The sequence below is a fragment of the Desulfuromonas carbonis genome, from assembly GCF_054658035.1.
On the sequence record NZ_BAAHXR010000002.1, the window covers coordinates 14,288 to 38,289 of the forward strand.

21 protein-coding genes are annotated in these 24,002 nt (G+C 62.4%); 20 read left to right on the plus strand and 1 reads right to left on the minus strand.

What is annotated here, in order from left to right; all coding sequences use genetic code 11:
* The first annotated feature begins 75 nt into the window (after positions 1-75).
* The 19 genes from ACYQ8E_RS02285 (at position 76) to coaBC (ending at position 22,296) form a co-directional block, all read left to right on the plus strand.
* Complete coding sequence (locus tag ACYQ8E_RS02285; protein ID WP_066726597.1) at positions 76-1,803, plus strand: autotransporter assembly complex protein TamA; 1,728 nt, start codon at positions 76-78, stop codon at positions 1,801-1,803.
* Positions 1,797-6,065, plus strand: a complete 4,269-nt coding sequence (locus tag ACYQ8E_RS02290) for a translocation/assembly module TamB domain-containing protein (protein ID WP_066726600.1) — start codon at positions 1,797-1,799, stop codon at positions 6,063-6,065. Before ACYQ8E_RS02285 ends, ACYQ8E_RS02290 begins: the two co-directional genes overlap by 7 nt.
* A 97-nt stretch (positions 6,066-6,162) precedes the next feature.
* Positions 6,163-6,576 (plus strand): nucleoside-diphosphate kinase, encoded by a 414-nt coding sequence (ndk, locus tag ACYQ8E_RS02295; RefSeq protein ID WP_066726602.1) that lies wholly within the window; start codon positions 6,163-6,165, stop codon positions 6,574-6,576.
* An 83-nt stretch (positions 6,577-6,659) separates the two neighbouring features.
* On the plus strand, positions 6,660-8,054 hold the full coding sequence (locus ACYQ8E_RS02300; RefSeq protein WP_066726604.1) for an MBOAT family O-acyltransferase: 1,395 nt from the start codon (positions 6,660-6,662) through the stop codon (positions 8,052-8,054).
* Positions 8,055-8,063: 9 nt separating this feature from the next.
* A complete protein-coding gene (locus ACYQ8E_RS02305; RefSeq protein WP_197463757.1) occupies positions 8,064-9,200 on the plus strand; it encodes an alginate O-acetyltransferase AlgX-related protein in 1,137 nt (378 codons plus the stop codon).
* 84 nt (positions 9,201-9,284) lie between these two features.
* Complete coding sequence (gene rlmN, locus ACYQ8E_RS02310; RefSeq protein WP_231875405.1) at positions 9,285-10,343, plus strand: dual-specificity RNA methyltransferase RlmN; 1,059 nt, start codon at positions 9,285-9,287, stop codon at positions 10,341-10,343.
* Between the two features lie 45 nt (positions 10,344-10,388).
* The gene (gene mtnP, locus ACYQ8E_RS02315) at positions 10,389-11,255 is read left to right on the plus strand and encodes an S-methyl-5'-thioadenosine phosphorylase (RefSeq protein WP_459860016.1); all 867 of its coding nucleotides are present in this window, start codon (positions 10,389-10,391) and stop codon (positions 11,253-11,255) included.
* 95 nt (positions 11,256-11,350) lie between these two features.
* A complete protein-coding gene (locus ACYQ8E_RS02320; protein WP_066726613.1) occupies positions 11,351-12,262 on the plus strand; it encodes a PfkB family carbohydrate kinase in 912 nt (303 codons plus the stop codon).
* Between the two features lie 16 nt (positions 12,263-12,278).
* Complete coding sequence (locus ACYQ8E_RS02325) at positions 12,279-13,046, plus strand: hypothetical protein (RefSeq protein WP_157471839.1); 768 nt, start codon at positions 12,279-12,281, stop codon at positions 13,044-13,046.
* A 9-nt stretch (positions 13,047-13,055) separates the two neighbouring features.
* Entirely contained in the window at positions 13,056-13,805 is a 750-nt protein-coding gene (locus tag ACYQ8E_RS02330; protein ID WP_066726617.1) for a tetratricopeptide repeat protein, read from the plus strand.
* Between the two features lie 67 nt (positions 13,806-13,872).
* On the plus strand, positions 13,873-14,445 hold the full coding sequence (locus ACYQ8E_RS02335; RefSeq protein ID WP_066726619.1) for a response regulator: 573 nt from the start codon (positions 13,873-13,875) through the stop codon (positions 14,443-14,445).
* A gap of 4 nt (positions 14,446-14,449) precedes the next feature.
* Positions 14,450-15,277, plus strand: a complete 828-nt coding sequence (locus ACYQ8E_RS02340; RefSeq protein WP_066726621.1) for a purine-nucleoside phosphorylase — start codon at positions 14,450-14,452, stop codon at positions 15,275-15,277.
* Between the two features lie 122 nt (positions 15,278-15,399).
* Complete coding sequence (locus ACYQ8E_RS02345; RefSeq protein WP_066726626.1) at positions 15,400-15,795, plus strand: response regulator; 396 nt, start codon at positions 15,400-15,402, stop codon at positions 15,793-15,795.
* A 21-nt stretch (positions 15,796-15,816) separates the two neighbouring features.
* Positions 15,817-16,266: a universal stress protein gene (locus ACYQ8E_RS02350; RefSeq protein ID WP_066726629.1), complete on the plus strand. Its 450-nt coding sequence runs from the start codon at positions 15,817-15,819 to the stop codon at positions 16,264-16,266.
* A 171-nt stretch (positions 16,267-16,437) separates the two neighbouring features.
* On the plus strand, positions 16,438-17,628 hold the full coding sequence (locus tag ACYQ8E_RS02355; RefSeq protein WP_066726630.1) for a response regulator: 1,191 nt from the start codon (positions 16,438-16,440) through the stop codon (positions 17,626-17,628).
* A 41-nt stretch (positions 17,629-17,669) separates the two neighbouring features.
* Positions 17,670-19,262: an NAD(P)/FAD-dependent oxidoreductase gene (locus ACYQ8E_RS02360; RefSeq protein WP_066726632.1), complete on the plus strand. Its 1,593-nt coding sequence runs from the start codon at positions 17,670-17,672 to the stop codon at positions 19,260-19,262.
* Positions 19,259-20,371, plus strand: coding sequence for a 3'-5' exoribonuclease YhaM family protein (locus ACYQ8E_RS02365; RefSeq protein WP_066726634.1), 1,113 nt, complete (start codon positions 19,259-19,261; stop codon positions 20,369-20,371). The genes ACYQ8E_RS02360 and ACYQ8E_RS02365 overlap by 4 nt, the downstream gene beginning before the upstream one ends.
* Positions 20,372-20,374: 3 nt before the next feature.
* Positions 20,375-20,992, plus strand: a complete 618-nt coding sequence (locus ACYQ8E_RS02370; protein ID WP_066726636.1) for an MBL fold metallo-hydrolase — start codon at positions 20,375-20,377, stop codon at positions 20,990-20,992.
* Positions 20,993-21,090: 98 nt separating this feature from the next.
* Positions 21,091-22,296: a bifunctional phosphopantothenoylcysteine decarboxylase/phosphopantothenate--cysteine ligase CoaBC gene (gene coaBC, locus ACYQ8E_RS02375; protein ID WP_066726641.1), complete on the plus strand. Its 1,206-nt coding sequence runs from the start codon at positions 21,091-21,093 to the stop codon at positions 22,294-22,296.
* On the opposite strand, the gene ACYQ8E_RS02380 is transcribed toward coaBC, so the two are convergent.
* A complete protein-coding gene (locus ACYQ8E_RS02380) occupies positions 22,293-23,201 on the minus strand; it encodes a zinc dependent phospholipase C family protein (protein ID WP_066726643.1) in 909 nt (302 codons plus the stop codon). The genes coaBC and ACYQ8E_RS02380 overlap by 4 nt on opposite strands.
* 67 nt (positions 23,202-23,268) lie before the next feature.
* Here ACYQ8E_RS02380 and ACYQ8E_RS02385 point away from each other — a divergent pair, with 67 nt between their 5' ends.
* Entirely contained in the window at positions 23,269-24,000 is a 732-nt protein-coding gene (locus tag ACYQ8E_RS02385) for a uracil-DNA glycosylase (protein WP_066726645.1), read from the plus strand.
* Positions 24,001-24,002 lie beyond the last annotated feature (2 nt).

Below are 24,002 nucleotides of genomic sequence, written 5' to 3' on the forward strand. Positions count from 1 at the left end.
GGCCCTGGCCGCCCATTTTGGAGTTCTCCCCTGAAGAGTTGCAGAAGTGGCATACCCTGCTGGATCGTTTCCGGGATGATCCTGATTCTCAGTCTCGCGTCGCCGGTTTTTGCCGCTGACCAACTGGAAGTGCAGGTCCAGGGTCTGGAGGGCGAGCTGCTGGCCAATGTCGAGGCTGCCCTCACGCCCCCGGTTGGGTTGATCCGCAATGGCGATCTCGATCGTCCCTGGCTGGAGCGTTTCCGTCGCCAGGTGCCCGGTCTGGTACGTGCGGCCCTGGAACCCTATGGCTATTTCGACCCGACGGTGGCGGTCGAACTCAAGGAACTCGGGGGGGGGAAGGTCCGTTTTGCGGTAGATGTGGCCGCCGGCGAGCCGGTCAGGGTGGCCACTGTCCACGTTGTCCTGCGGGGGCCCGGTCGCGAGGAGCCAAAGCTGCGCAGCATGGTCGCTACCTTTCCGTTGCGGGCCGGCACGGTGTTGCGGCAACCAGACTACGAGGCCGGCAAGGGTGCACTCAAGTCGAGGGCGATCGATCTCGGTTATCTCGATGCGACCTTTACGGTTCATCAGCTGGCCGTCTCCCGCGTCGATCGGCGCGCCGACGTTCGCCTGGAACTGGAAACCGGCCCGCTTTACTTTTTCGGACCGGTATTGATTCACGGCAATGTCGATTTTCCCGAACCCTTCCTGCGCCGCTACCTCGCCTTTCATCCTGGAGAGCGCTTTCACTACCGGCTGCTCGGGCAGACCCAGCTCAATTTTCTCGATTCCGATCGCTTCCGGGAAGTGCTGATCACCCCCCGGCGCGAGTTTACCGTCGGCCAGGAGGTCCCCGTCGGCATCCAGCTGGTTCCTGCCGACCGCCGCCGGTTGCGGCCCGGTCTCGGTTACGGGACCGATACCGGGGTGCGCGGTTCGCTGCGCTACCAGGACGTCAATATCTTTCATCGTGGGCACGAATTCAAACTGGAGACTGGCCTTTCCGAGTTGAAACAGAACGTCGGGGCCGATTACCTGATTCCCAGCCCGAGTGGTCTGGACAATCTTACCGCCCTGCATCTCAACTTCGACCGCGAGGAGACGGACACCTACCAGAGTTCCAAGGTGAGTGCCGAACTGGAACGTATCGAACGCCTCGGTCGTGACCTCCTCGGCTCCCTCTTCCTGCGACTCCAGCAGGAACATTACCAGATCGGGGTGACGGACCAGCGCTCGCGGATGGTGATTCCGGGCCTTCGGCTGACCCTGCGTAATTTTTCCGACCCCCTGCGACCGGTAAAGGGCTATCGTTTCAACCTCGAAGTGCGTGGCAGTCACCCGGCCCTCGCCTCCGACGCCAAACTGTTGCAGGTTCTCGGCGACACCACCCTGCTGGTACCGCTCCCCTGGCGCCTTTCGTTCCTGGCCCGGGGTGAAGGCGGTCTGACCCTGCAGAGCGATCGTCTTGCCGAGATCCCGGCTTCACTGCGATTTTTCGCCGGTGGGGACCAGAGCGTGCGTGGTTACGCCTACCGCTCCCTCGGTCCCCGCGATGCCAGCGGAGAAGTGGTCGGAGGGAAACAGTTGCTGGTCGGGAGCCTCGAACTGGAACGGGCGATTGGAGAGAATTGGGGGGTCGCCGCCTTTTACGATGCCGGCAACGCCTTCAACTCGCTGGCCGACCTTTCCCTGGCCCAGGGCGCCGGTCTCGGTCTGCGTTACTACACCCTGGTCGGCCCGATCCATCTCGATCTGGCACGGCGCGTCGGTGAAGCGACCGGCGCCTTCCGGGTTCACATCAGCGTGGGTTTCGCATGGTAAAGGGAGGCTGGCGCATAGGGCTGTTTCTTCTGGCCACGCTCACGCTGCTGGCCCTGGCCGGCATCGTCTGGCTCGGCTGGAGCAGCGGCGGGGCGCGCTGGGTACTTGCCACCAGCACCCGGTTGCTGCCAGGGCAGCTGACCTTTGCCGCGGCAGAGGGACGGCTCGCAGATCAGCTGGTGTTGACCGATCTTGCCTATACCGGCCCGCAGGGATCGATCCGCGCCGATCGTCTCGAACTGCGCTGGCAGCCCTTCGGGATGGTGCGCGGCGAATTGCGGATCGCCCGATTGGTGCTGCATGACCTTGAGGTGACCCTTGCTGCAGGCAACGGGGAGGTTAAGGCAGTCCCGGATGGGTCTCGGGACGCCTGGTCCTGGCCACAGTTGAACGGTTGGCCCCTGCGGGTCAGGGCACGCATCGATGCGCTGGTCGTCGACCGACTGCGCATTCGCTCCGGCGCAGCGTCCCTCTACGAGCTGAAGCGCCTGCATGGCGCGTTACGCTGGACGGGGGAAACGCTGAAAATTGCAGATTTGCAATTAGAAAGCGGCGACGGACAGCTCGGCATGACCCTGGAGGCCAATCTTGTCAGTCGTCGGGCCCAGGCGAAGGTGACCTTTGCGCCCGACCCCGCCGGGCAACTGGCCGGAGTTCCCGGTGGGGAGGTCAACCTGCAACTGCTGGGTGGCGATGCCGAAATGCCCTTGCGGGGGGAACTGCGGGCGGCCGCCGCCTGGGGCGCCGAGCCGAAGCTGCAGCTTATCACCAGTCTCGAACTGGGGCGCGACGAACTGCGACTCCCCCACCTGCAACTGAGCCGGGAAGGGGTAGCGGGGAGGGCGACCGGTTCTGCACGCTGCTTTAGCCGCGATGGCGCGCCGGTTCTGGACCTCGACCTGCAACTGCAGGCGGTCGATCTCCAGCCCGAAACCCGCTTTGCCACCACCATCTCCGGCAGGTTGCAAGGTCGGGTGGATAAGGAGGGGTATCATGGCGATTTCGACCTCGTCAATGCCGTTGCGGGGTGGAAGGAACTCGCGGTGCGCGGGCATTTTGCCGGTGGTGGGAGCGGCATCGAATTGAGCGCCTTGCAGGCCGACTGGCTTGCTGGTGGGGTACAGGGGCGGATTGACGTCAACTGGCACGGAGTCCCGTCGGTAAGCGTCGAGCTCGACGGTGGCGGACTCGACCCGGCCCGGGTCGCCGCCGACTGGCCCGGTTCGATCAATCTGGCGGTGCGCGGCCGCCTTGACTTCCCCGCGGATGCCTGGATGCAGGCACGTTGGCAGGCCGAAATTTTGCCGAGTAAACTGCTCGGCCGGCCGTTGCAAGGGGGGATAACGGGACGCTACGACGGAACTACCATCGAACTGGCCGAGTTGGCGTTGCGCGGAGATGGTTTTAATCTCACGGCGCAGGGGCGATTGCAAGAACGTCTCGATGTGACGCTGCAAGCTGAGGATATTGGTGGTCTGCTGGCGGGTGCAACCGGAGCCGGCACCCTGGCGGGTTGGCTGAACTGGCAGCCGGACCAGGGATGGGCGGGGAAGGCACACGCGGAAGGGCGCCAGCTCGCCTACGGACCCTGGCAGATTGCCGAACTGCAAATGCATGGCGAATGGTTGCCGGAGCAGAACCAGATGGCCTTTGGGGCCATGCTCCGCCAACTCTCCCGGGGGGTATGGGCGGCGGACAACCTGCAGGTCCAGGGCTCCGGAAGGATCGATCGTCACCGCCTGGAACTGGCAGCCCGCTGGGCGGGTGGGGACAGCAACCTGTTGCTGGCCGGGGGGTGGCAGGAGGGTGCCTGGCGCGGCGAGTTGCGCACCCTGAATGCCCATGACAACCAATACGGCACCTGGCAGCTGCAGCAGCCGGTAATGCTCGACCTGAACCAGGACCGGATCGCCTGGACGCAGCTGGTGCTGCTGGGCGAGGGGGAACAGCGGCTCAGCAGTCAGGGTGCGCTTCGCCTCGGTCGTCTCGATGGCAGTCTGGAACTGGAACTCCGGCAATTTTCCCTCGGCTGGCTCGCCCCCTGGCTGGCGGATGCCGACCTCTCCGGCGCCGCTGACGGCTCGATCGCATTGCGCTGGCAGGATGGGAGCCTGCTGGCGCTGGATGGGCGTGCTGCCGGCACGGGGGCCTGGATTCACGGTGAGCAGCGTCTCGATGTCGATCGCCTGGACGCCGAGTTGAGTTGGTCGGCCGCCGGCCTGAAGGGGCGCTGGCAGGTCGATCTTGGTTCCCGCGGCACCAGCAATGGCCTGGTAAGCTCGCGACTGTTACCGCAACTTGCCCTGCCCGAGCGTGGGGTTGTGGACGGTTCCTGGGAGAATTTCGACCTTACCCTGCTCAACCCCTGGTTCGAGGCGCTGCAACTGAGCGGCCACAGCTCCGGCAGCGGGCGGGCGAGCTGGCAGGAAGATCGCTCGCTGACCCTGCATCTCGATGTGCAGGGAACACCGGTCCTCGATACGGCAGAGATCCATCTCGCCCTGACCCGCGTCGAACTTGGTCTCGACTGGGACCAGGACGGTTTGCGTGGCCATCTTGAGGTGACTGAGGCCACCGGGGGCCAATTGATCGGCGACCTGCACTCTGCCGAACCCGCCCGGCTCGCCTGGCCCCAGCGCGGGGAAGTCGCTTTCAGTGGCCAGGGGATTGATCTTGCCCTGCTGCGCGCCTGGATCCCGAAGGGGGTGGAGCTTGTCGGGGTACTCTCCGTCAGCGGCCGGGGAAACTGGGAGCCAGGTGGGGCGCTGACTGCGAGCGGCCGGGCGGACCTGGAGGACGGTCGCTGCAGCTGGCGCAGCGGTAATCGTGAAGTTTTCGCGCCCTTGCAGGCGGTCGGTCTTGACTGGCGTTGGAATGGCGAATCGCTCTCCGGCGACCTGGCGGTCAAACTCGGCGCCCGGGGCTCGCTGCAGGGGACGTTGCAGCTCCCCTTGCCGGCCCGTTGGCCGTTGCGCCTGAATCGGCAGGGGGCACTCGCGGCCACCCTGGACGGTCGTTTCAACGAGGACGGCTTGTTCAGCTCCCTCTTTCCCGGGCTGGCCCAGGAAAGCAAGGGGGAGTTGCGTCTGCAGCTTGCCCTTGCCGGTACCTGGGACGCGCCGGAGCTGACCGGAACCACCCTGATCAGCAGTGGCGGCGCCTATCTTCCCGCTGCCGGAGTGCAGTTGCGGGACGCTTCGGTACGCCTGCGCCTGACCGGCGAGCGGTTGCTGGTGGAGGATTTCACGGTTTCCTCGGGGGAGGGGAGTGTGACCGGTCACGGCGAGGTGGCCCTCAAGGGGTGGACCCCGGGCGATTATCGATTTGTGGTGCAGGGGAGCAAGCTGCAGGCCGTCAATCTTCCCGAGCTGCAGCTGGTGGTCAATCCCGATCTCGAAATCGCCGGTAACGGCAGGCGCCTGAAGGTGACCGGTAGCGTCCTGGTTCCCGAGGCGCTCTTTCGCGGTCGCCAGGGCAAGGCGCCCGTGACCTCAAGCGAGGACCTGGTGATTGTCGATGCCATGGCCACGGAGCAGGCGCCGCTGGCACTGGAGATGGCGCTCAAGGTCAAGGTTCGTCTCGGCGACCATGTCCTGGTCAAGGCCGAAGGGGTCGATGCCCGCCTGACCGGGGAAGTCCTGGTCCAGGGGAACGATATCCGCAGCCTGACCGGACAGGGCCGTATCCTGGTCGCGGAGGGGGACTATGCCTCCTACGGGGTGCGCCTGGCAATCACGCGGGGGAGCGTGGTCTTCGCGGGAGGGCCGGTGACCGATCCGGACCTCGATATCCTCGCCTTGCGGGAACTGGAGGAGGTGAAAGCCGGGGTCCGCGTGACCGGCACCCCCCGGGCCCCCCAGGTGAAACTCTATTCCGAACCGTCGATGCCTGATACCGATATTCTCGCCTATATCGTCCTTGGCCATCCGCTGGGGGGGGACAGCGGCCAGCTGAACCTGATGCTGGTGGCAGCCGGCGCGCTCCTCTCCCAGGGAGATTCGGTGGTCCTGCAGGACCGGCTCAAGCGCCAACTGGGGATCGATGTCATCGACGTGCAGACCGGGAACGGCGAAACCACCCAATCGATCGTCACCATCGGCAAGTACCTCAGTCCCCAGCTTTACATCAGTTTCGGCCAATCGGTCTTCTCCAACCAGAGCCAGGTCGGGGTTCGCTACGAAATCGATCGGCACTGGCAGCTCGAGTCCTCCATGGGGAACGAAAGCGGCGTCGATCTCTTCTACCGCATCACCTTCGATTGAATATCCCGGGGCCGGACTTGTTCTTGACATCCCCGGGCGCAGGTGTTAGAAGATGACGCTTTGACAACACCAATTCAGCGTCCTGGAGGATGAATCGATGGAAAAAACCTTTGCGATTATCAAACCTGATGCCTTTGCCGCCGGTCACGCCGGGAAAATCCTGGCCCGCATCTATGCCGAAGGCTTTAAGGTCGTTGGCCTGAAGAAACTCTACCTGAGCAAGGTCGAAGCCGAAGGCTTCTACTATGTCCACAAAGAGCGCCCTTTCTTTGGCGAACTGACCGATTTCATGAGCAGCGGCCCCTGTATCGTCATGGTCCTCGAAGCCGAGGGAGCCATCAAGAAATGGCGCGACCTGATGGGCGCCACCGACCCGGCCAAGGCCGATGCCGGCACCCTGCGCAAGGAGTTCGGGACCTCCATTGGCAATAACGCCACCCATGGCTCCGATGCGCCGGAAACCGCCGCCTTCGAAATTCCCTATTTCTTCTCCGGACTTGAGCTTCTTTAAACGACTGTCTGGAAGGGACCTGCTGAAATCACCCAAACCCTTTGGAATAGCATCCAAAGGGTTTGTTTCGTTGGAACTTTGGCATGTTATTCAATTCTCCGATCTACATTTTTTTGTTCCTTCCAGTCGCCCTGGCGGTCTATTTTTTGCTCAACCGGTATCGGATGCTGATTGCCGGCAAAAGCTGGCTGGTATTCACCTCGCTCTTTTTCTACGGCTACTGGAATCCCCTCTACTTACCGTTGATCATCGGATCCATGCTCGCCAACTACGGGATTGGTACCGCTCTCGGCAAGGCGGCCGGCGGCGCCAGCCGGTATTCCCGTCGAGTGGTATTCGCCTTCGGTATCGGCGCCAATCTCGCCTTGCTCGGTTACTACAAGTATGCTGATTTTTTCCTGAGCAATTTCAACGCCGTTATCGGCAGCGATTTCTCGCTGCTGCGTCTGGCCCTGCCGCTCGCCATCAGCTTTTTTACCTTTCAGCAGATTGCCTACCTCGTCGACAGCTACCAGGGGAAGACCCGTGAATACGACTTCCTCAACTATTGCCTGTTTGTAACCTTTTTCCCGCAACTGATTGCCGGTCCAATCGTCCACCATGAAGAGATGATGCCCCAGTTCGAGCAGCTGCGGGGTAAATTTCGCAACTACCGTAACCTCGCCCAGGGGGTCTTCATCTTTGTCCTGGGCCTCTTCAAGAAGGTGGTTATTGCCGATACCTTTGCCAGCTGGGCGACTGCCGGATTCGACCAGAGTCCGGAGTTGAGCTGTGCCGGGGCCTGGATTGTTTCCCTTTGCTATGCACTGCAGCTTTATTTCGATTTCAGTGGCTATACCGACATGGCGGTCGGTTCCGCCCGCATGTTCAATATCCAGCTTCCGGTCAACTTCAATTCTCCCTATAAGGCGCTCAATATACAGGATTTCTGGCGGCGCTGGCACATGACCCTGAGCCGCTGGCTGCGTGACTACCTCTACGTTCCCCTCGGCGGCAACCGCAAGGGGAATGGGCGAACTTATGTCAATCTCTTCCTGACTTTTCTCCTTGGCGGGCTCTGGCATGGTGCCGGCTGGACCTTTGTCCTGTGGGGGGCGATGCATGGTGCCGGGACCGCCCTGCACAAATTTTGGTCCGGTTTTGGTATTCGGATGCCGCGACCTGTTGCCTGGCTGTTGACCTTCGGCTTCGTGAACTTTTCCTGGGTCTTCTTTCGTGCCCGCAGTTTTGCCGACGCCAACAAGGTGTTTGCCGGGATGTTCAGTTTTTCCGGCTACCGGATGCCTGCAGGAGTACGGGACGAGGCGATCGCCTGGGTCGTCGTCTGCCTGTTGATCACAGCTCTGGCGCCCAATTCCCTGCAGCTTGCCGAGCGCTTCAAGCCCAACTGGAAATGGCTCCTTTACACATTGGGGATGGCCTTGGCAGCCATCGTCAGTCTCGACCGGGTCAGTGAATTTCTTTACTTTCAGTTTTAGCAGGCGATGATGATCCTATTTCGATCCTATCGGAGATTTTTCTGGCTGGCCCTGACCGGAATCGGCCTGATTGCCCTGGTCAATGTCCTGACCTGGTATTTGGCCGCCAGCAAGGTGCTCTCGGGGGCGCCTGATATTGGTGACCTGGCCCGCATGGGCTATCTGCCTGCCTATGTCGCGGACGGCAAACCCGGGGGGACCCTGCCGCCCGGGAGTAAGCACCTTGAATACTGGCAATACCAGGGGCAACCTGTCGATATCGTGACCATCGGCGACTCTTTCTCGCAAGGGGGGGGCTGGTCCTACTATCAGGATTATCTGGCTGAGAGCCAGAAAATGACAATCCTCAATCTCAGCGAACTCTTCTGGTACCCGAAGTTGACCGACCGGTTTGATCCGGTGGTCAATCTCCTCAATGCCGGAGAATTCGACCGGCTGCGGCCGAAATATCTCCTGATTCAAAACGTCGAACGCCTGGCGGACGCTCTCGCTGCCGATGTCGACTGGGAAGCGAGGGAGCGGGCCGGGGATTACCTGGAATACCTGGCCCAGCGCCAGCGGGAGACACGTCTCGAAACACCCGTCAAAAAAGGAATATTCAATCTCGGCAATGTCAAGTATCTGTATAATAAGCCCTTTTACTATTTTGCCCACCACGACTATCGAAGGCGGATCTACAAGGTGCGTCTTGATAAGAATTTCTTCAGCGGCCGGCACGGAGATGGGCTGTTGTTCCATTTCGAAGACCTCAAGTGGGCGCGGCGCTATACTCCGGCCATGGCAGAAAAAATCAATGCCAACCTCAATGAGCTGGCCCATAGGCTGGCCGCGCGCGGCATCGGGCTCTGTTTTATGCCGGCGGTCGACAAGTACAATCTCTACCGTGAATTTTTCGCTGAAGATCTCGACTACCCTGTCGCATCCCTCTTTGCCGACCTGGAAGGGTTGGAAAAAGACTACATCCTGATCAACACCCGTTCGATTCTTCTTGAACAGGTCCGTCGTGGCGAACTGGACATCTTCTGGCAGGATGACACTCACTGGAGTTGGAAAGCCGGGGCTGCAATCGCGGAAGCGGTCCATTTACCACCGGTGCCACCCCTTTTCGCCAAGGGTGTCAGGCCGAGCCCAGTGCGAGCAGAATAACCTTGTGAAATCAAAACCCTTCAGTTAATATCGAAGGGTTTTTTGCTGAACATTGCCCTTTCGATTTGCCGCCTGGAAATGCCTGTGCCAGATAAGGTCGACCTGAAAAACTTCACCCTCGATGAGCTGACCCGTTTTCTCACCGGCCTTGGCAAGGAGCGGTTCCGCGCCGGGCAGATTTTCCGCTGGATCTATCAGCGCGGTGTGGTCGACTTTGCCGAAATGACCGATCTCGCCAAGGCGCTGCGCGAGGAGCTGACGGCGCGCGCTTTCATTTCCGACTGGCAACCGGAGGCGGTGGAGCAGAGCAGCGACGGCACCAGGAAGTACCTGTTTCGCCTCGCGGACGGCCAGACTGTGGAAACCGTTCGCATTCCGATGGAAGAGGGGCGGGCGACCTTGTGCATCTCCAGCCAGGTCGGCTGCGCCATGAACTGCTCTTTCTGCCTGACCGGGAGTTTTGGCCTTCGTCGCAACCTGACCGCCGCCGAGATCGTCAACCAGGTCTGCGCGGCGGCACGGGAAGGGACCATCAACAACATCGTCCTGATGGGGATGGGCGAGCCGCTGCACAACCTCGACAATGTGGTGCGGGCCCTCGAAATTCTCTATGCCCGCGATGGCTTCGATTACGGACCCCGCAAGGTCACCCTCTCGACCTCGGGCCTGATCCCGGAACTGATCGAGCTGGGGCAGCGGATCCGCGTCAACCTGGCGATCTCCCTCAACGCCACGACCGATGCGGTGCGCGACCAGCTGATGCCCATCAACCGCCGCTATCCCCTGGCCGAGCTGATGGCCGCCTGCCGCGAATTTCCGCTGGCACCGCGGCAGCGGATCACCTTCGAATATATCCTCATCCGCGGGGTGAACGACTCTCTTGCCGATGCCCGGCGGCTGGTCAAGCTCCTGCACGGCATCAAGGCGAAGGTCAACCTGATCGCTTTTAACGAACACGAGGGGTCGGCCTTGCGCGCGCCGACAGCGGAAGCTATCGACGCCTTTCAGGGGTACCTGCTCAGCCGCGACCTGGTGGCGATCCGCCGGGCCAGCAAGGGGCAGGATATCTCTGCCGCCTGCGGCCAGCTCAAGGGGAAGCTGGAGCGACTGCAGGGGAGGCTGCCGGCCCCGATCGATTCCTGAGACCCGGAGCGGCTACCGGGTTACATTTCCTTCCGGAGGTTTATCATGTCCAATCCCGCCATCGGCGTAATCGGCGGCAGCGGCCTCTACGAGATCGAAGGCCTGACCGAGATCCGCGAAGTTGTCCTCGAAACCCCCTTTGGTGCGCCCTCGGACGCGTTTATCTGCGGTGTTCTCGACGGCGTGCAGATGGTCTTTCTTCCCCGGCATGGGCGCGGTCACCGGCGGCTCCCCTCGGAGGTCAACTACCGCGCCAACATCTACGGCATGAAGCAGCTCGGGGTCGGCCGGATCATCTCGGTGTCGGCGGTGGGAAGCATGCGGGAAGAGATCGTCCCCGGGCATATCGTCATTCCTGACCAGTTCTTCGACAGGACCCAGGGGAAACGGGCTTCGACCTTCTTCGGCAACGGCGTGGTCGGGCATGTGCAGTTCGCCGACCCGGTCTGCGGCGAACTCTCCGCCGCCCTTTACGATGCGGCCAAAACGGTCGGCGCTACGGTTCACCGCGGCGGCACCTATATCTGCATCGAGGGGCCAAATTTCTCCACCCGGGCCGAATCGAATATCTTCCGCAGCTGGGGGGTTGATGTCATCGGCATGACCAACCTCCCCGAAGCCCGGCTCGCCCGCGAGGCGGAGATCTGTTACGGCACCGTCGCTCTTGCCACCGATTACGACTGCTGGCACAGTGAGCACGATGACGTTTCGGTGGAGGCGGTCCTCGCCATTATCGAACAGAACGTCGCTACCGCCCGCAATATCATCCGGACGGTGGTGCCGCAGCTGGCCGCCGCACCCGGTTGCGGCTGCGGCGAGGCGCTGCGCTACGCCATCATGACCCGGCGCGATCTGATCCCCACCGAAACCCGGCGCCAGCTGGCGCCACTGCTCGCCAAGTATCTGGACTGAACAGGCCAGGATCGCGGCAGGGGTGGTTGCCCCAGGCCGGTTCCTGGGTTAACATCAAATGCGGCCGTTGCCGGCCTTTAAGGAGAGAATTCCGGATGAGCATCCTGGTTGTCGGTTCCGTCGCCTTCGATTCGGTCGAGACCCCCTTCGGCAAAGTCACCGAAGTCCTTGGCGGCTCGGGAACCTATTTTTCCACTGCGGCGAGCTTTTTCACCCCGGTCAACCTGGTCGCGGTGGTCGGCGCCGACTTTCCCGAGGAACATATCGAATTCCTGCGTTCGCGCAATATCGACCTGGCCGGACTGCAACGGGCCACTGGGCGTACCTTCCGCTGGCAGGGGCGCTATGGCTACGACCTCAACGAGGCGGAAACCCTCGACACCCAGCTCAATGTCTTCAGCGACTTCAGCCCGCAGATCCCCGAAGGTTATCGGGACGCCGAGTTCGTCTTCCTCGCCAACATCGACCCGGAGCTGCAGCTGGAAGTGCTGAAGCAGGTGCGCCGCCCGCGCCTGGTCGCCTGTGATACGATGAACTTCTGGATCGCCGGGAAACGCCAGGCGCTCCTCGAGACCCTGCAGCATGTTGATATTCTGGTCATCAACGAGGGGGAGGCGCGGCAGCTCGCCGAGGAACCCAACCTGATCCGGGCGGCCCGGCGAATTCTCGGCATGGGACCCCGTACCCTGGTGGTAAAGCGGGGGGAGTACGGGGTGCTCATGTTCAGCGAGCACAGTGTTTTCGCGGCTCCGGCCTATCCGCTGGAGTCGGTCTTCGATCCGACGGGGGCCGGTGATACCTTTGCCGGCGGCTTCCTTGGTCATCTTGCTGCCAATGGCAACCTGGAAGAGGCTGGTTTGCGCCAGGCGATCGTTTTTGGCAGCGTGATGGCCTCCTTCACGGTCGAAGACTTCAGTCTCAACCGCCTGCGCACTCTCGATTACGGCGAACTCGAGGAGCGCTATACCCGGGTCAAACTGCTGACCGAGTTTACCGGTCTCAGTTGATCCTGCCGAGGTGACCATGTTCCGTCTGCACAAGGAAATGTCCCGGCTCGATATTCCCGCCCAGAGGGTGCTGCGCCTGGAGCGCTCTCTCAGCGACGTTCAGGTCGCCATGCCCGGGCTGCCCGCCCAGGAAGCGACCGCCTACCTCTGCAGTTTTTCATCCGGGCAGGGACTGCGGGTTGCGGTCGCGCTGCAGTTGCACAGCAGCAGCCAGCTCGCCTTCTACCTCAATGATGATGGAGAGGTTCCGCCCCGGGAAGGGACGCGAATTTACAATCAGGCCCTGGGCTTCGCCGAATCGATGGGGTTCATGCTCGGTGATCTCGATATCCACCTGAAGTCGGCTGAGGAGCGCACCCAGCTATGGAAGTCACTCCCGCTGCAGTCCGGCCTGGCGGCGCCGGCCCCGGCGGTCGCGCCGGCCCCAAAGAGTTCGGTGGCAGCTGGGGCTGCCGCCCAGGCGGCGCCCACAACGGCGCCCACAACGAAAACCGTGGTCCGCGCCCAGGTTTCCGCTGCCTCGGGGGCGAACCTCTCTCCGCCCGCAGCACCCGCCGCCAAGCTGTCGGGGCCACCCGACCGCCTTCCCGGGAAACCCGCCCCACCGTCGCCGCCGGTATCGGCATCCAATCCGGCCGGTCCCTCCTGTACCACCAGGGAATCTGTCGCTCCGCTGGTTGCGGCCGGGGGAAAATCCCCCACCCGTTGCCCCACTCCGGCCGAGTTGGCCGTCAAACGCAAAGAGCTCCGGGAAAATCTCGGGCGGTTTTTGGCGTCACTTTGAGGAGGTTGTGTGCTCATTCGATTTTTCTGTCTCACCCTTTGCTCCAGTCTGCTCTTTATCGGCGGTTGCAGTCTCAGCAAGAAAGAGGCGCAGCAGGCTGATATTCACTACGTCCTCGGCCTCTCCTCCCTGCGCGAACAGAATCCGACCATGGCGATGCGGGAGTTGCTGCAGGCGGTGGCGATTGCCCCGGAGCGCGCCGACATTCACGATGCCCTCGGCCAGGCCTATTACCTGAAAAAGGCCTATCCCGAGGCCGAAGCGCAATTTCTCAAGGCGGTCGAACTGGCGCCTGAGGATGCCCAATACGAAAACAACCTGGCGGCCCTCTATCTTGACCTGCAGCGCTGGGACGATGCGGCCCGCCATTTTCTCCATGCGGCGCGCAATCTCTTTTTCGCCACCCCGGAGGTCGCCTTTACCGGCGCCGGGTTCGCCAACTTCCAGAAGGGGAATTATGTCGATGCCATCCGGCTTTACCGGGAGGCTCTCGACCATAATCCGCGCTATGCCCAGGCCTTTGTTTACCTCGGCGAAACCTACTATGCCATGGACAAGACCGAGCTGGCGGTCGCTGAGTACACCCGGGCGCTGGAGATAAACCCCGATTACACCGAGGCCAATTACCGTCTCGGTCTGGCCTACCTCAAGCTCCGGCAACCCGAGAAGGCGGAAAAGTCGTTCCGGACGGTGTTGCGGCTGGCGCCCGATAGTGACCTCGCCAGGCAGTCGCGGGACTATCTCAAGCTCCTTCCCTAGCGCCACGAGTTTGGCGGAACAGACGCTACGGCCAGGTCGTACTATCTATTCCTTGCGGAGATGAGTAATGCAGATTCAATGCCCCGGTTGCGGCGGCTCCTACCGGATCAATACCGAACGCTCCGGGCGTTCTTCGGGGCGGGTTCGCTGCCCGAAGTGTTCCCGGATTTTCGAGGTTCAACTCGACGGGGCGGTTCCGAAACCGGTGACGGAACCACCGCCGGCAGCTGCGCCAGCGACTGCCGCGCCTGTTGCCGGGAACGGGAAGGGGGCTGGCGCCACGATCCTGGTGGTCGATGACGCCCGTTTCTTTCGGGAAATGATTCTCGATCTTCTTGCCCCTCTCGGCGCCCGCGTTCTGACCGCTGCCGATGGCGAGGCGGCCCTCGAACTGGTTCGCCGTGAACAGCCGCAACTGGTAATTCTCGACCTGAACCTGCCGAAGATGAGCGGCTATGACCTGGTTCGCGGCATCCGTGCCGAATGCGGTCAGGGGATCAAGCTGCTCGCCATGAGCGGGGTTTTTCGCAAGGACGAGGATATCAGCGGAATCGAGCGCGCCGGCGCCGATGACTTCACCAGCAAGTCCTTCAAGCCGGAAACCTTTCTTGCGCGGGTGCGCAAGCTCCTCGGAAGCTAGTCTGATGAGCGGGGAATTTGCCGGCCTCCGGCAGCGGGTCGCGGGGGAGGTCGGCCCCGAGCCCTTCTCCACGGCAGTCATCCTCGGCTCCGGTCTTGCTTGCGGTGCGGAGGTTGGCAGGACCCTGGGGGAGATCGATTACCAGGAACTCCCCGGACTGCCCGCGGCAAAGGTGGCCGGTCATGGCGGGCGGCTGGTCGCCGCGGAATGCTGGGGGGAGCGAACTCTTTTCTTTGTCGGTCGCAGCCATCTTTATGAAGGATACGACGCCCGCACCGTCGCGGCTCCCGTGCGGGCTGCCCAAACCCTGGGCTGCCGCCGTCTTTTACTGACCAGTGCCGTAGGCGGCATTCGGGCAGGGCTTGAACCTGGTGATTTTCTTTTTGTCACCGACCATCTCAATCTGCTCGGCGATAACCCCCTGCGGGGGGAGCGCCTCGCCCCCTTTATCGACCTCTGCAGCCTCTATCGCCGGGACCTTTTTCCGCCCCTCGCCCGTCGTGCCGCCGACCACGCTATCGACCTCCACTCCGGTGTCCTCGCCGCCTGTCCCGGTCCCTCCTACGAAACACCAGCTGAAGTTTCCATGCTCGGACGTCTCGGCGCCGATGCCGTCTCCATGTCCACCATCCCCGAGGCGATCATGGCCGCCTACCTGAAGATGGAGGTCGTTGCCCTGTCGCTGGTCAGCAACCATGCCGCCGGTCGGGCTGCCCATCCCCTGAACCATGCCGAGGTGCTGAGCGTGGGGGCCGCCTCGCGCTCAAAATTCCTGCTATTGTTGGCGATCCTCCTCGAACTGTGGCACGAAGCTCCGGTTGTTTCCGGGTAAGTCAGGATTTTGTAACTATCTGTATAATCAAGCAAAAAAGAAATAAATCAGGGTTTATGGATGGCTTGACAGGGTCCGACTTGGTGGTAGACTTCCCTGCAAATCAATTCGGGAGTTGTGTTTTGGGTCGTCATATTCGGAAGATATTGATTGTTGATGATGAAGAGAATGCCCGGCTGGGTCTCGGCAAACTGCTGACCCAGGAAGGGTACGAAGTCAACAGCGTCGCCAATGGCTTCGAGGCCCTGCAATTCCTCGGGCGGCACCAGGTCAACCTGGTGATCAGCGATATCAATATGCCGGAGATGAACGGGCTTGCTTTCCTGCGGGAATTGCATCGCAGTTACCCGGAAACCCACGTGATCATGATCACGGCCTATGGCGGTGTGGAGTCTTATCTGGAGGCGATGAATCTCGGCGCCTTCGAATATATTCACAAACCGGTCAAGCTTGAAGAGCTGAAATCGGTGATGAACAAGATTGCTGCCGACAAAAGCTCTCCCACCTTGTTGCCATGAAACCGATTCCAGGGAGGATCCATGAACGACTTTAAAACCATCCTGTTCGCCACCGACTTTTCCGAGAGTTCCGACTTTGCTTTTGGGCGGGCTTTGACCTTGGCAAAAAAATTCAACGCCCGGCTTCTCATTCTTCATGTGATCAATGAGCCGGTCGATCTCCGCGGTTTCTATGTCCCGCATATCTCCTTCGACAAACTCGAAGAGGAGATCGAGGAAGGGGCGCAGAAGATGATGGAAAAATTCTGTCGAACCCATATCCAGAACTACGACAACTACGAATGCTTCATCCTTCCCGGTATTCCCTATGACGAGGTAATCAAGAAGGCCGTCGAGGAAGGGGCGGACCTCGTCGTAATGGGAACGCATGGCCGTACCGGGCTCGATCATGTCCTGTTTGGCAGCACTGCGGAGAAAGTGGTTCGTAAATCCCCGGTTCCGGTGATGACGATCCGGGTTCCCGCCGCCTAGAGGGGAAAATCGGGCAAGGACAGACCTTCGGGGTGGCCGTTGACGGCCACCCTTTTTTGCATGTCGGCTGCGGCGGCTTTGCCCTTGTCAAACCCTGGCCCAGACGGTATCCTACTTTGCGTTTTCCGGGCCGCTGGCTGGCCCGCCCCGTTTCGCTCCCCGGGAGAAGGCATGCCGACAAAAGAGAGAATTCTGGTCGTCGATGATGAACGGATTATCCTCGAACTGACCTCGATGATTCTGCGCAGTCGCGGTTACGAAGTCCTCACTGCGGAAAGTGGACGTGAAGGTCTGGAGCAGGTTGCCGCTGCCAACCCGGCGCTGGTGCTGCTCGACTACATGATGCCGGCCATGGATGGTCTGACCGCCCTCAAGCAGATCCGTCAGAATTACCCGGAAACCTACGTCATCATGTTCACCGGCAAGGGGAGCGAAGAGATTGCCGTCGAGCTGATGAAGGCCGGCGCCTCCGACTACATCCTCAAGCCATTCAACAACCAGGACCTTGTCGAGCGGATCGAGAGCGTCCTGCGACTGCGGCGGATCGAACTGCACAACCGGGAACTGGTGCAGGAACGGGAACGACTCCTCCTCGAAATCGAAAGCTGGAATCACCAGCTGGAGCAACGGGTGGAAGAGAAGTCCCGGGAGCTGGAAAAAGCCCACCGGGAGATCGTTCAGGTCGAAAAGCTCGGTGCCCTCGGCCATCTTTCCGCCGGCATGGCCCACGAAATCCGGAACCCGCTCAACTCCATCAGCCTCTTTGCCCAGGTTCTGCGCTCCGGTTTCCAGGCGGAGGATGAGATGGCCGGATATGCCGATCGGATCATCAAGGAGGTCGATCGTATCGACGGTCTGCTGGTCCGGCTGCTGGCCGCCAGCAAGAGGCCCCGCTTCGAATTGCAGGCGGTCGCTCTGCCGGAATTGATCGAGCGGGTTCTGGCCAGCGTGGAACCGCAGTGTCTGGCCCAGGGGGTGACGATCGATCGCCAGTTCGTCACCAGCCCACCGCCGTTGCACGCGGATGCTGCGGAGGTTGAACAGATCTTTACCAACCTCTTTACCAATTCCCTTTTCGAGATGCAGCAGGGGGGCGTCCTCGGCGTTCGGCTCTACCATGACGACGAGACGATCCATATCGTTGTTTCCGACAGTGGGGGTGGCATCCCCGCAGAGAACCTGAACCAGATTTTTGATCCCTTCTTTACCACCAAGCCCCGCGGCACCGGCTTCGGCCTGTCGGTGGTGCTACGGATCGTCAAGAACTACAATGGTCGGATTTCGGTCGACAGCAGCCCCGGAACCGGTACCCGTTTTCACATCCAGTTGCCGATCCAGATGGATGGGGAGCTGCCGGGTTGACCAGAGTTTCCCTCCCCAAAATGGTGGCTTGAGTGAATTCAATGCGCCTGCGGCTGCGTGAGCTTTCCCTGCGACTCGATGAAGCAGAGGAAGACTTGCCCGGGAAGGTCGCCGCAATTCTTGGGGTCGAAGCCTCCCGGATCAGTGCCCTGCAGGTGGTCCGTCGGGCGATCGATGCGCGCAAGAAGCCCCGGGTGGTGCGGGTTTATACGGTCGAATTCAGCGTGCCGCGCAGCGGGCCGCTGGAAGCGGCCGTCGCGGCCGATGCGCGCCTGGAGGAAGTTGTTGCCACGCCGCTCCCTGTCCTGGTCAGGGTTCAGGGAGAACCCCGGGTGCTGGTCGTTGGCATGGGGCCGGCCGGACTCTTCGCCGCGCGCCGGCTGGCTACTGCCGGCTGCCGGGTCACCCTGGCCGAGCGGGGGCGGCCGGTGGAACAGCGGGTCCGCGATGTCGATCGCTTCTGGCGGGACGGGCTGCTCAACGAAGAGAGCAATGTCCAGTTCGGCGAAGGGGGTGCCGGTGCCTTCTCCGACGGCAAGCTGACGACCCGCATCAACCATCCCTGGACGCGGCTGGTTCTGGAAACCCTGGTCGAGTGCGGGGCGCCGGCGGAAATCCTGAGCGCTGCCAAGCCCCATGTCGGGACCGACCGGTTACGGCTGGTGCTGATCAATTTTCGTCGTGCCCTCGAAGCGGCCGGGGTGGTGCTGCGCTTCGAATCGTGCCTGACCGGGCTGATGACTGCGGATGGCCGGGTGGTGGGAGGCCGTTTCCAGGATGGCCGCGAAGTCGCCTGCGATCACCTCGTCCTGGCCCCCGGACACAGTGCCCGTGATACTTACCGCATGCTGGAAAAAGCGGGGGTCGCGCTGCAATTGAAGCCCTTTGCCGTCGGTCTGCGGGTCGAACACCCGGTCGCGGTGATCAACCGCATTCAGTACGGCATGGCCGCCCATCCGCGGCTGCCGGCTGCCGATTATGCGCTGGCCTGGAATGACCCCGACAGCCGGCGCGGCGTCTATTCGTTCTGCATGTGCCCCGGCGGCGAGGTGGTGATCGCCTCCTCGGCGGTCGGCGGGGTGGCGGTGAACGGCATGAGTTACCTGCAGCGGGGCGGGGAGTGGTCCAACAGCGCCCTGGTGGTCAGCGTTGGTCCCGCCGATTTCGAGGGCGCCGACCCCCTCGCCGGGGTCCGTTTCCAGGAGCGCTGGGAGGCGGCCGCTTTTGTCGCCGGGGGTGGCAATTACCGGGCACCGGCGCAGAATCTCCTGGCCTTTCTCGGCCGCGGCAGCGGCCCGGTGCGCAGTACCTGCCGGCCCGGAGTTCGGGCGGCGGAACTCGACCAGGTCCTGCCCGACGCTGTCAGCCAGGGATTGCGCCGGGCCTTGCCCCATTTTGACCGGCGCATGCAAGGCTTTATCACCGCCGAAGCGACCCTGACCGGGGTCGAGACCAGGACCTCGGCGCCGCTGCGCATCCTCCGCGGCGCAACCGGTGAGTCGGTTTCCCACGGCGGCCTTTATCCCGCCGGCGAAGGGGCCGGTTATGCCGGCGGCATCATGAGTGCCGCCCTTGACGGCCTGCGCGTCGCCGAGACCATTATCCAACGTGTCACTGACAGGAGCCCGGAGTGAAAAAGATATTCGTCGAGCAGATTCGTGAGCGGGACTGGGTGGAGAGCCCGTTTCTGGTGCGCGACAAGATCATGGCCATGGCCAAGAATGGCAAACCCTACATGACCCTCAAGCTGATCGACCGCAGCGGCGAGGTCGAAGGGCGGGTCTGGGACCGGGTCGACGAGCTGGCGGAGCTCTTCGAACGGGACGATTTTCTTCTGGTCAAGGGGAAGGCGAGCGTCTACATGGGGAAGATGCAGCTCGTGATCCAGGAACTTGAGCGGCTGCCGGAGAACAATATCGACCTCGCCGACTTTCTCCCGGTCGCCCCCCGCGATGCCGGGGAGATGCTGCAGGAGCTGCGCACCCGCGTCGCCTCCTTAAGCGACCCCCACCTGCGCGGCCTGCTCGAGGATTTTCTCGCTGATCCCCTTTTTCTGCAGCGCTATACCACGGCACCGGCCGCCAAGGCGATGCACCATGTCTATATCGGCGGGCTGCTCGAACATTCCCTGGCGGTGGCCGCGCTCGCCGACGATGTCTGTCGCCGCTACCCCGGCATTAACCACGATCTGCTGGTGGCCGGCGCACTGCTCCATGATGTCGGCAAGGTCGCCGAGCTGAGCTACGTGCGCAGCTTCGACTATACCGATGACGGCAAGCTTCTCGGTCATATTGTCATCGGTGTCGAAATGATCGAGGAACGGCTGCGCCGGCTCCCCGATTTTCCGCGGCCCCTGGCGACGCTCCTCAAGCACCTCCTCCTCTCCCATCACGGCCAGTACGAGTACGGGTCGCCAAAACGGCCCAAGACCCTCGAAGCGGTAATTCTCAACTTTATCGATGACCTCGACTCGAAGATCAACGGGGTGCGCACCCATATCGAACGCGAACCGGATAGTGAATCGTCCTGGACCAGTTACCACCGCCTCTATGATCGCTACTTCTTCAAGGGGAGTGAGGCCCCGCGCAAGCGTGTCGCCACCGCCCCGGTCCCACCGGCCAAACCGGCTCCGCCGGCCGCTGCACCGGCGGAGAACAGGCCCCGCTTCGGAACCACCCTGGGCGAGCAGCTCAAGGGGAAAAGCCTCGACCTCTTTGCCACTCCCGATACGGAGAAGGAGTAAGTCATGCTGGTGACCCCCGTTGTCGTTGGCCCGCTGCAGGTCAACTGCTTCGTCGTCGGCTGCGAGACCAGCGGCCAGGCCCTGGTGGTTGACCCCGGCGCCGATGGTGACCGCATCCTCGCGGCTCTTCGGTCTGCCGGCCTGACCTTGCATACCATCGTCAACACCCACTGCCATTTCGATCATATCGGCGCCAACCGCCATCTCGTCGATGCGACCGGTGCCCGCCTGCTGCTGCATGGCGCCGATCTTCCCCTGCTGCGCAACGCCGGCCAGCATGCGGCGATGTTCGGTTTGAGCGCCGACCCCTCCCCCGAGCCGACCGCGCTGCTCGCCGAGGGGGACCAGGTGGAAGTCGGCACCCTGCAGTTCACGGTTTTTCACACCCCCGGTCATTCGCCCGGCGGCATCTGCCTCTACGGCGAGGAGCACCTCTTCGTCGGTGACACCCTCTTCGCCGGGTCGATTGGCCGTACCGACCTTCCGGGCGGCAACCACGACCAATTGATCTCCATGATCCGGACCAAGCTGCTGCCGCTGCCGGCGGCAACCATCGTTCACCCCGGTCACGGCCCAGACACCGACCTCGGTCGCGAGCGCCGCCACAACCCGTTTCTTTGACCGGCAAAGTGGCAACGACGCCTCCCCATCCGGAAAAAGTGTAGAATTGCGCTGAACAGGTCGTTCCCGGGACGCCACTTACCAACACAGGGGGCCTTATGCTGAGGGAAAAAACCATCATTCTCGGGGTCAGCGGCGGCATTGCCGTTTACAAGGCGGCCGAACTGCTGCGCCTTTACGTCAAGGCCGGTGCAAAAGTCCATGTCATCATGACCCGCGCCGCGCAGGAGTTCGTCACCCCTCTCACGTTCCAGACCCTGTCGGGAAATCCGGTTCACAGCGAGCTCTTCAACCTGATCCAGGAACAGGAAATCGGTCATATCTCCCTGGCCGACCGCGCCGACCTCATCGTCGTCGCTCCGGCGACCGCCAACGTGATCGGCAAGGTCGCCAACGGCATCGCCGATGACCTGCTGACGACCACCCTGATGGCATCCAGGGCCCCGGTTCTCTTCGTCCCGGCCATGAACGTCAACATGTGGGAGAACCCGCTCTATCGCCAGAACCAGGAAAAACTGGAACAGCACGGCTATCGATTCGTCGAGCCGGCGACCGGTTTTCTCGCCTGCGGTTGGGAAGGGAAGGGGAAGCTGCCTGACCCGCAGACCATATTCGAGGAATCGCTGGCGCTCCTGTTTGCCGGCGATCTGGCGGGAGAGACCGTGCTGGTGACGGCAGGGCCGACCCGCGAAGAGCTCGACCCGGTCCGTTATCTGAGCAACTATTCCTCCGGCAAGATGGGATATGCCCTGGCCCGGGCGGCTAGGGCCCGCGGCGCACGGGTAATCCTGGTCTCCGGCCCGACCGCCCTGATCCCGCCGGCCGGGGTCGAAACGATCCAGGTCAAGAGCGCCGTCGATATGCACCAGACGGTGATGAAGCGGGCCGCCGAAGCAACGATCGTCATCAAGGCGGCAGCGGTCGCCGATTACCGCCCGGTCGCCCGGGCGGCTGCCAAGGTAAAGAAGCAGGGAGCAGGGCTGACCCTGGAGCTGGTACCGAATCCCGATATCCTTGCCGACCTCGGCCGGCTGCCGGCTTCGCCGCTGCTGGTCGGATTCGCCGCCGAAACCGAGGCGCTGGCCGCCAATGCCGCCAAGAAGCTGGCGGCCAAAAACCTCGACCTGATCGTCGCCAACGACGTCACGGCGCCCGGGGCCGGGTTCGATGCCGACACCAACATCGTTCGGCTCATCTACCGGGATGGGCGGGAGGAAGCTTTGCCGCAGGAGCAGAAGGAACGGCTCGCGCACCAGCTTCTCGATCGGATTATCGCCCTGCGGCGGGACGCCGGGGTGGGCTAGACGCCCGAGAGGAGTTCCAGCAACTGTTCGGGATTGGTAATGCCGTTCCGGAAGCGGGGACGGAGCTCGGCGAGCATGGCCTGGGCCGCCGGGGGGGGCAATTTGCCATCCCGCCAGAGGAGGTTGAGGTTTTTGCGGATCGTCTTGGCTGCGGCGATCGCCCGCTCCCCGGTCGGATCGGCCTTCCAGTAAGGACTCTGGTCGTGATGACTGAGGATGCTGACGACCGCTTCGCGGGCCAGGCCGAGGTACTCGTCCAGAAACTCTTCCGGCATCGTCCACTTCGAGGCGGTATTCAGCGAGCGCAGCATCTTCTGCCATTGCTGCAGGCGATTGAGCAGGAGCAGGGAGTTGAAGAGGCGCTTGTTGGTGGAAAAGGAGAAGATCGTGTCCGAAAGGACGCTGCGCAGCAGGGCATCGTTGCTGCGGTAGTTTTTGCGCGCCACGCTGCGCGCCACCTGCCACACCTTCGGATCGACGGTCGCCTCGGCGCGCATCTCCCAGTAGGTGTGCTTGAGCATCACCGTATTGAAGGTGCGCACCATCTTGAAGGGGACAAAATAGGAGTGGGCGACGGTATCTGCCGCAAGGTGCGAAAGATAGCCGTAGGCGCAGGCCCGTTGCGGTTCGGTCTGGGCTGCCGCGAGAACCTTGCTCCCCATGCGCCAGGAATGACAGTGTTGCAGGTAGTGGGTAAATTTTTTGCCGAGGGTGATGTCGGCGCTGATGCAGCCATAGAGAAAGTCCTGCGGCCAGGCACGCAGCAGCTGCTGCAGATGCGGCGGCAGGAGGGGAAGGTTCTCCAGGATGTAGGAGCCCATCTGCAGATGCACCCCCACCCCCCAGGCCCAGGCCGAATCGGGGAGGGCGAACAGCAGCAAGGCCGTCCATATGAATATCTTCAAGGCGTTGGCCTCATAGGCAAATCACTGGTAAAAGGATAGTCCACCGCTGCCGGGATGTAAAGGAACGATGGCCGAGAACCTCAGACGGGAACTGCACGACCTTACTGCCCAGGCCCGGGACCTGCTCGAAGACCTCGGGCGTCTTGGTCTTGGCGAAATCGCTCTGCCCGACCTTCCGGACCAGCTGCCGGTCTGTCCTCCGGCCATTCGTGGCATCGGGGAGGGCGGGGAGGAGCTCTGCCGCCGGGAGACCCTGGAAGAGATTCGCACCGAACTGGAAGACTGCCGGCGCTGCCCGCTCTGCCAGGGGCGGAAGCGGGTGGTCTTCGGGGTTGGCGACCCGCGCGCCCGGGTGGTCTTTGTGGGGGAGGCGCCGGGACGGGAGGAGGACGAAACGGGGGAGCCCTTTGTCGGCGAGGCCGGGCGCCTCCTCGACCGCATTCTGCTCGCCATGGGGCTCTCCCGGCCAGAGGTCTACATCTGCAACGTGATAAAGTGCCGCCCGCCCGGCAACCGGGACCCCCAACCCGAGGAGATTGCCGCCTGCGAGCCCTATCTCAAGCGCCAGCTGGCGGCAATCCGGCCGCAGCTGATCGTAACCCTCGGCAAGTTCGCGGCGCAAACCCTGCTGCAGGATCCCAGCCCCATCAGCCGGCTGCGTGGCCACTGGCGGGAGTACCAAGGGATTCCGCTGATGCCGACCTTTCATCCAGCCTACCTGCTGCGCACCCCGAGCGGGAAAAGGGAGGTCTGGGAAGACATGAAGCAGGTGCTGGCGCGGCTGCGTGCCGAGGGCTAGGC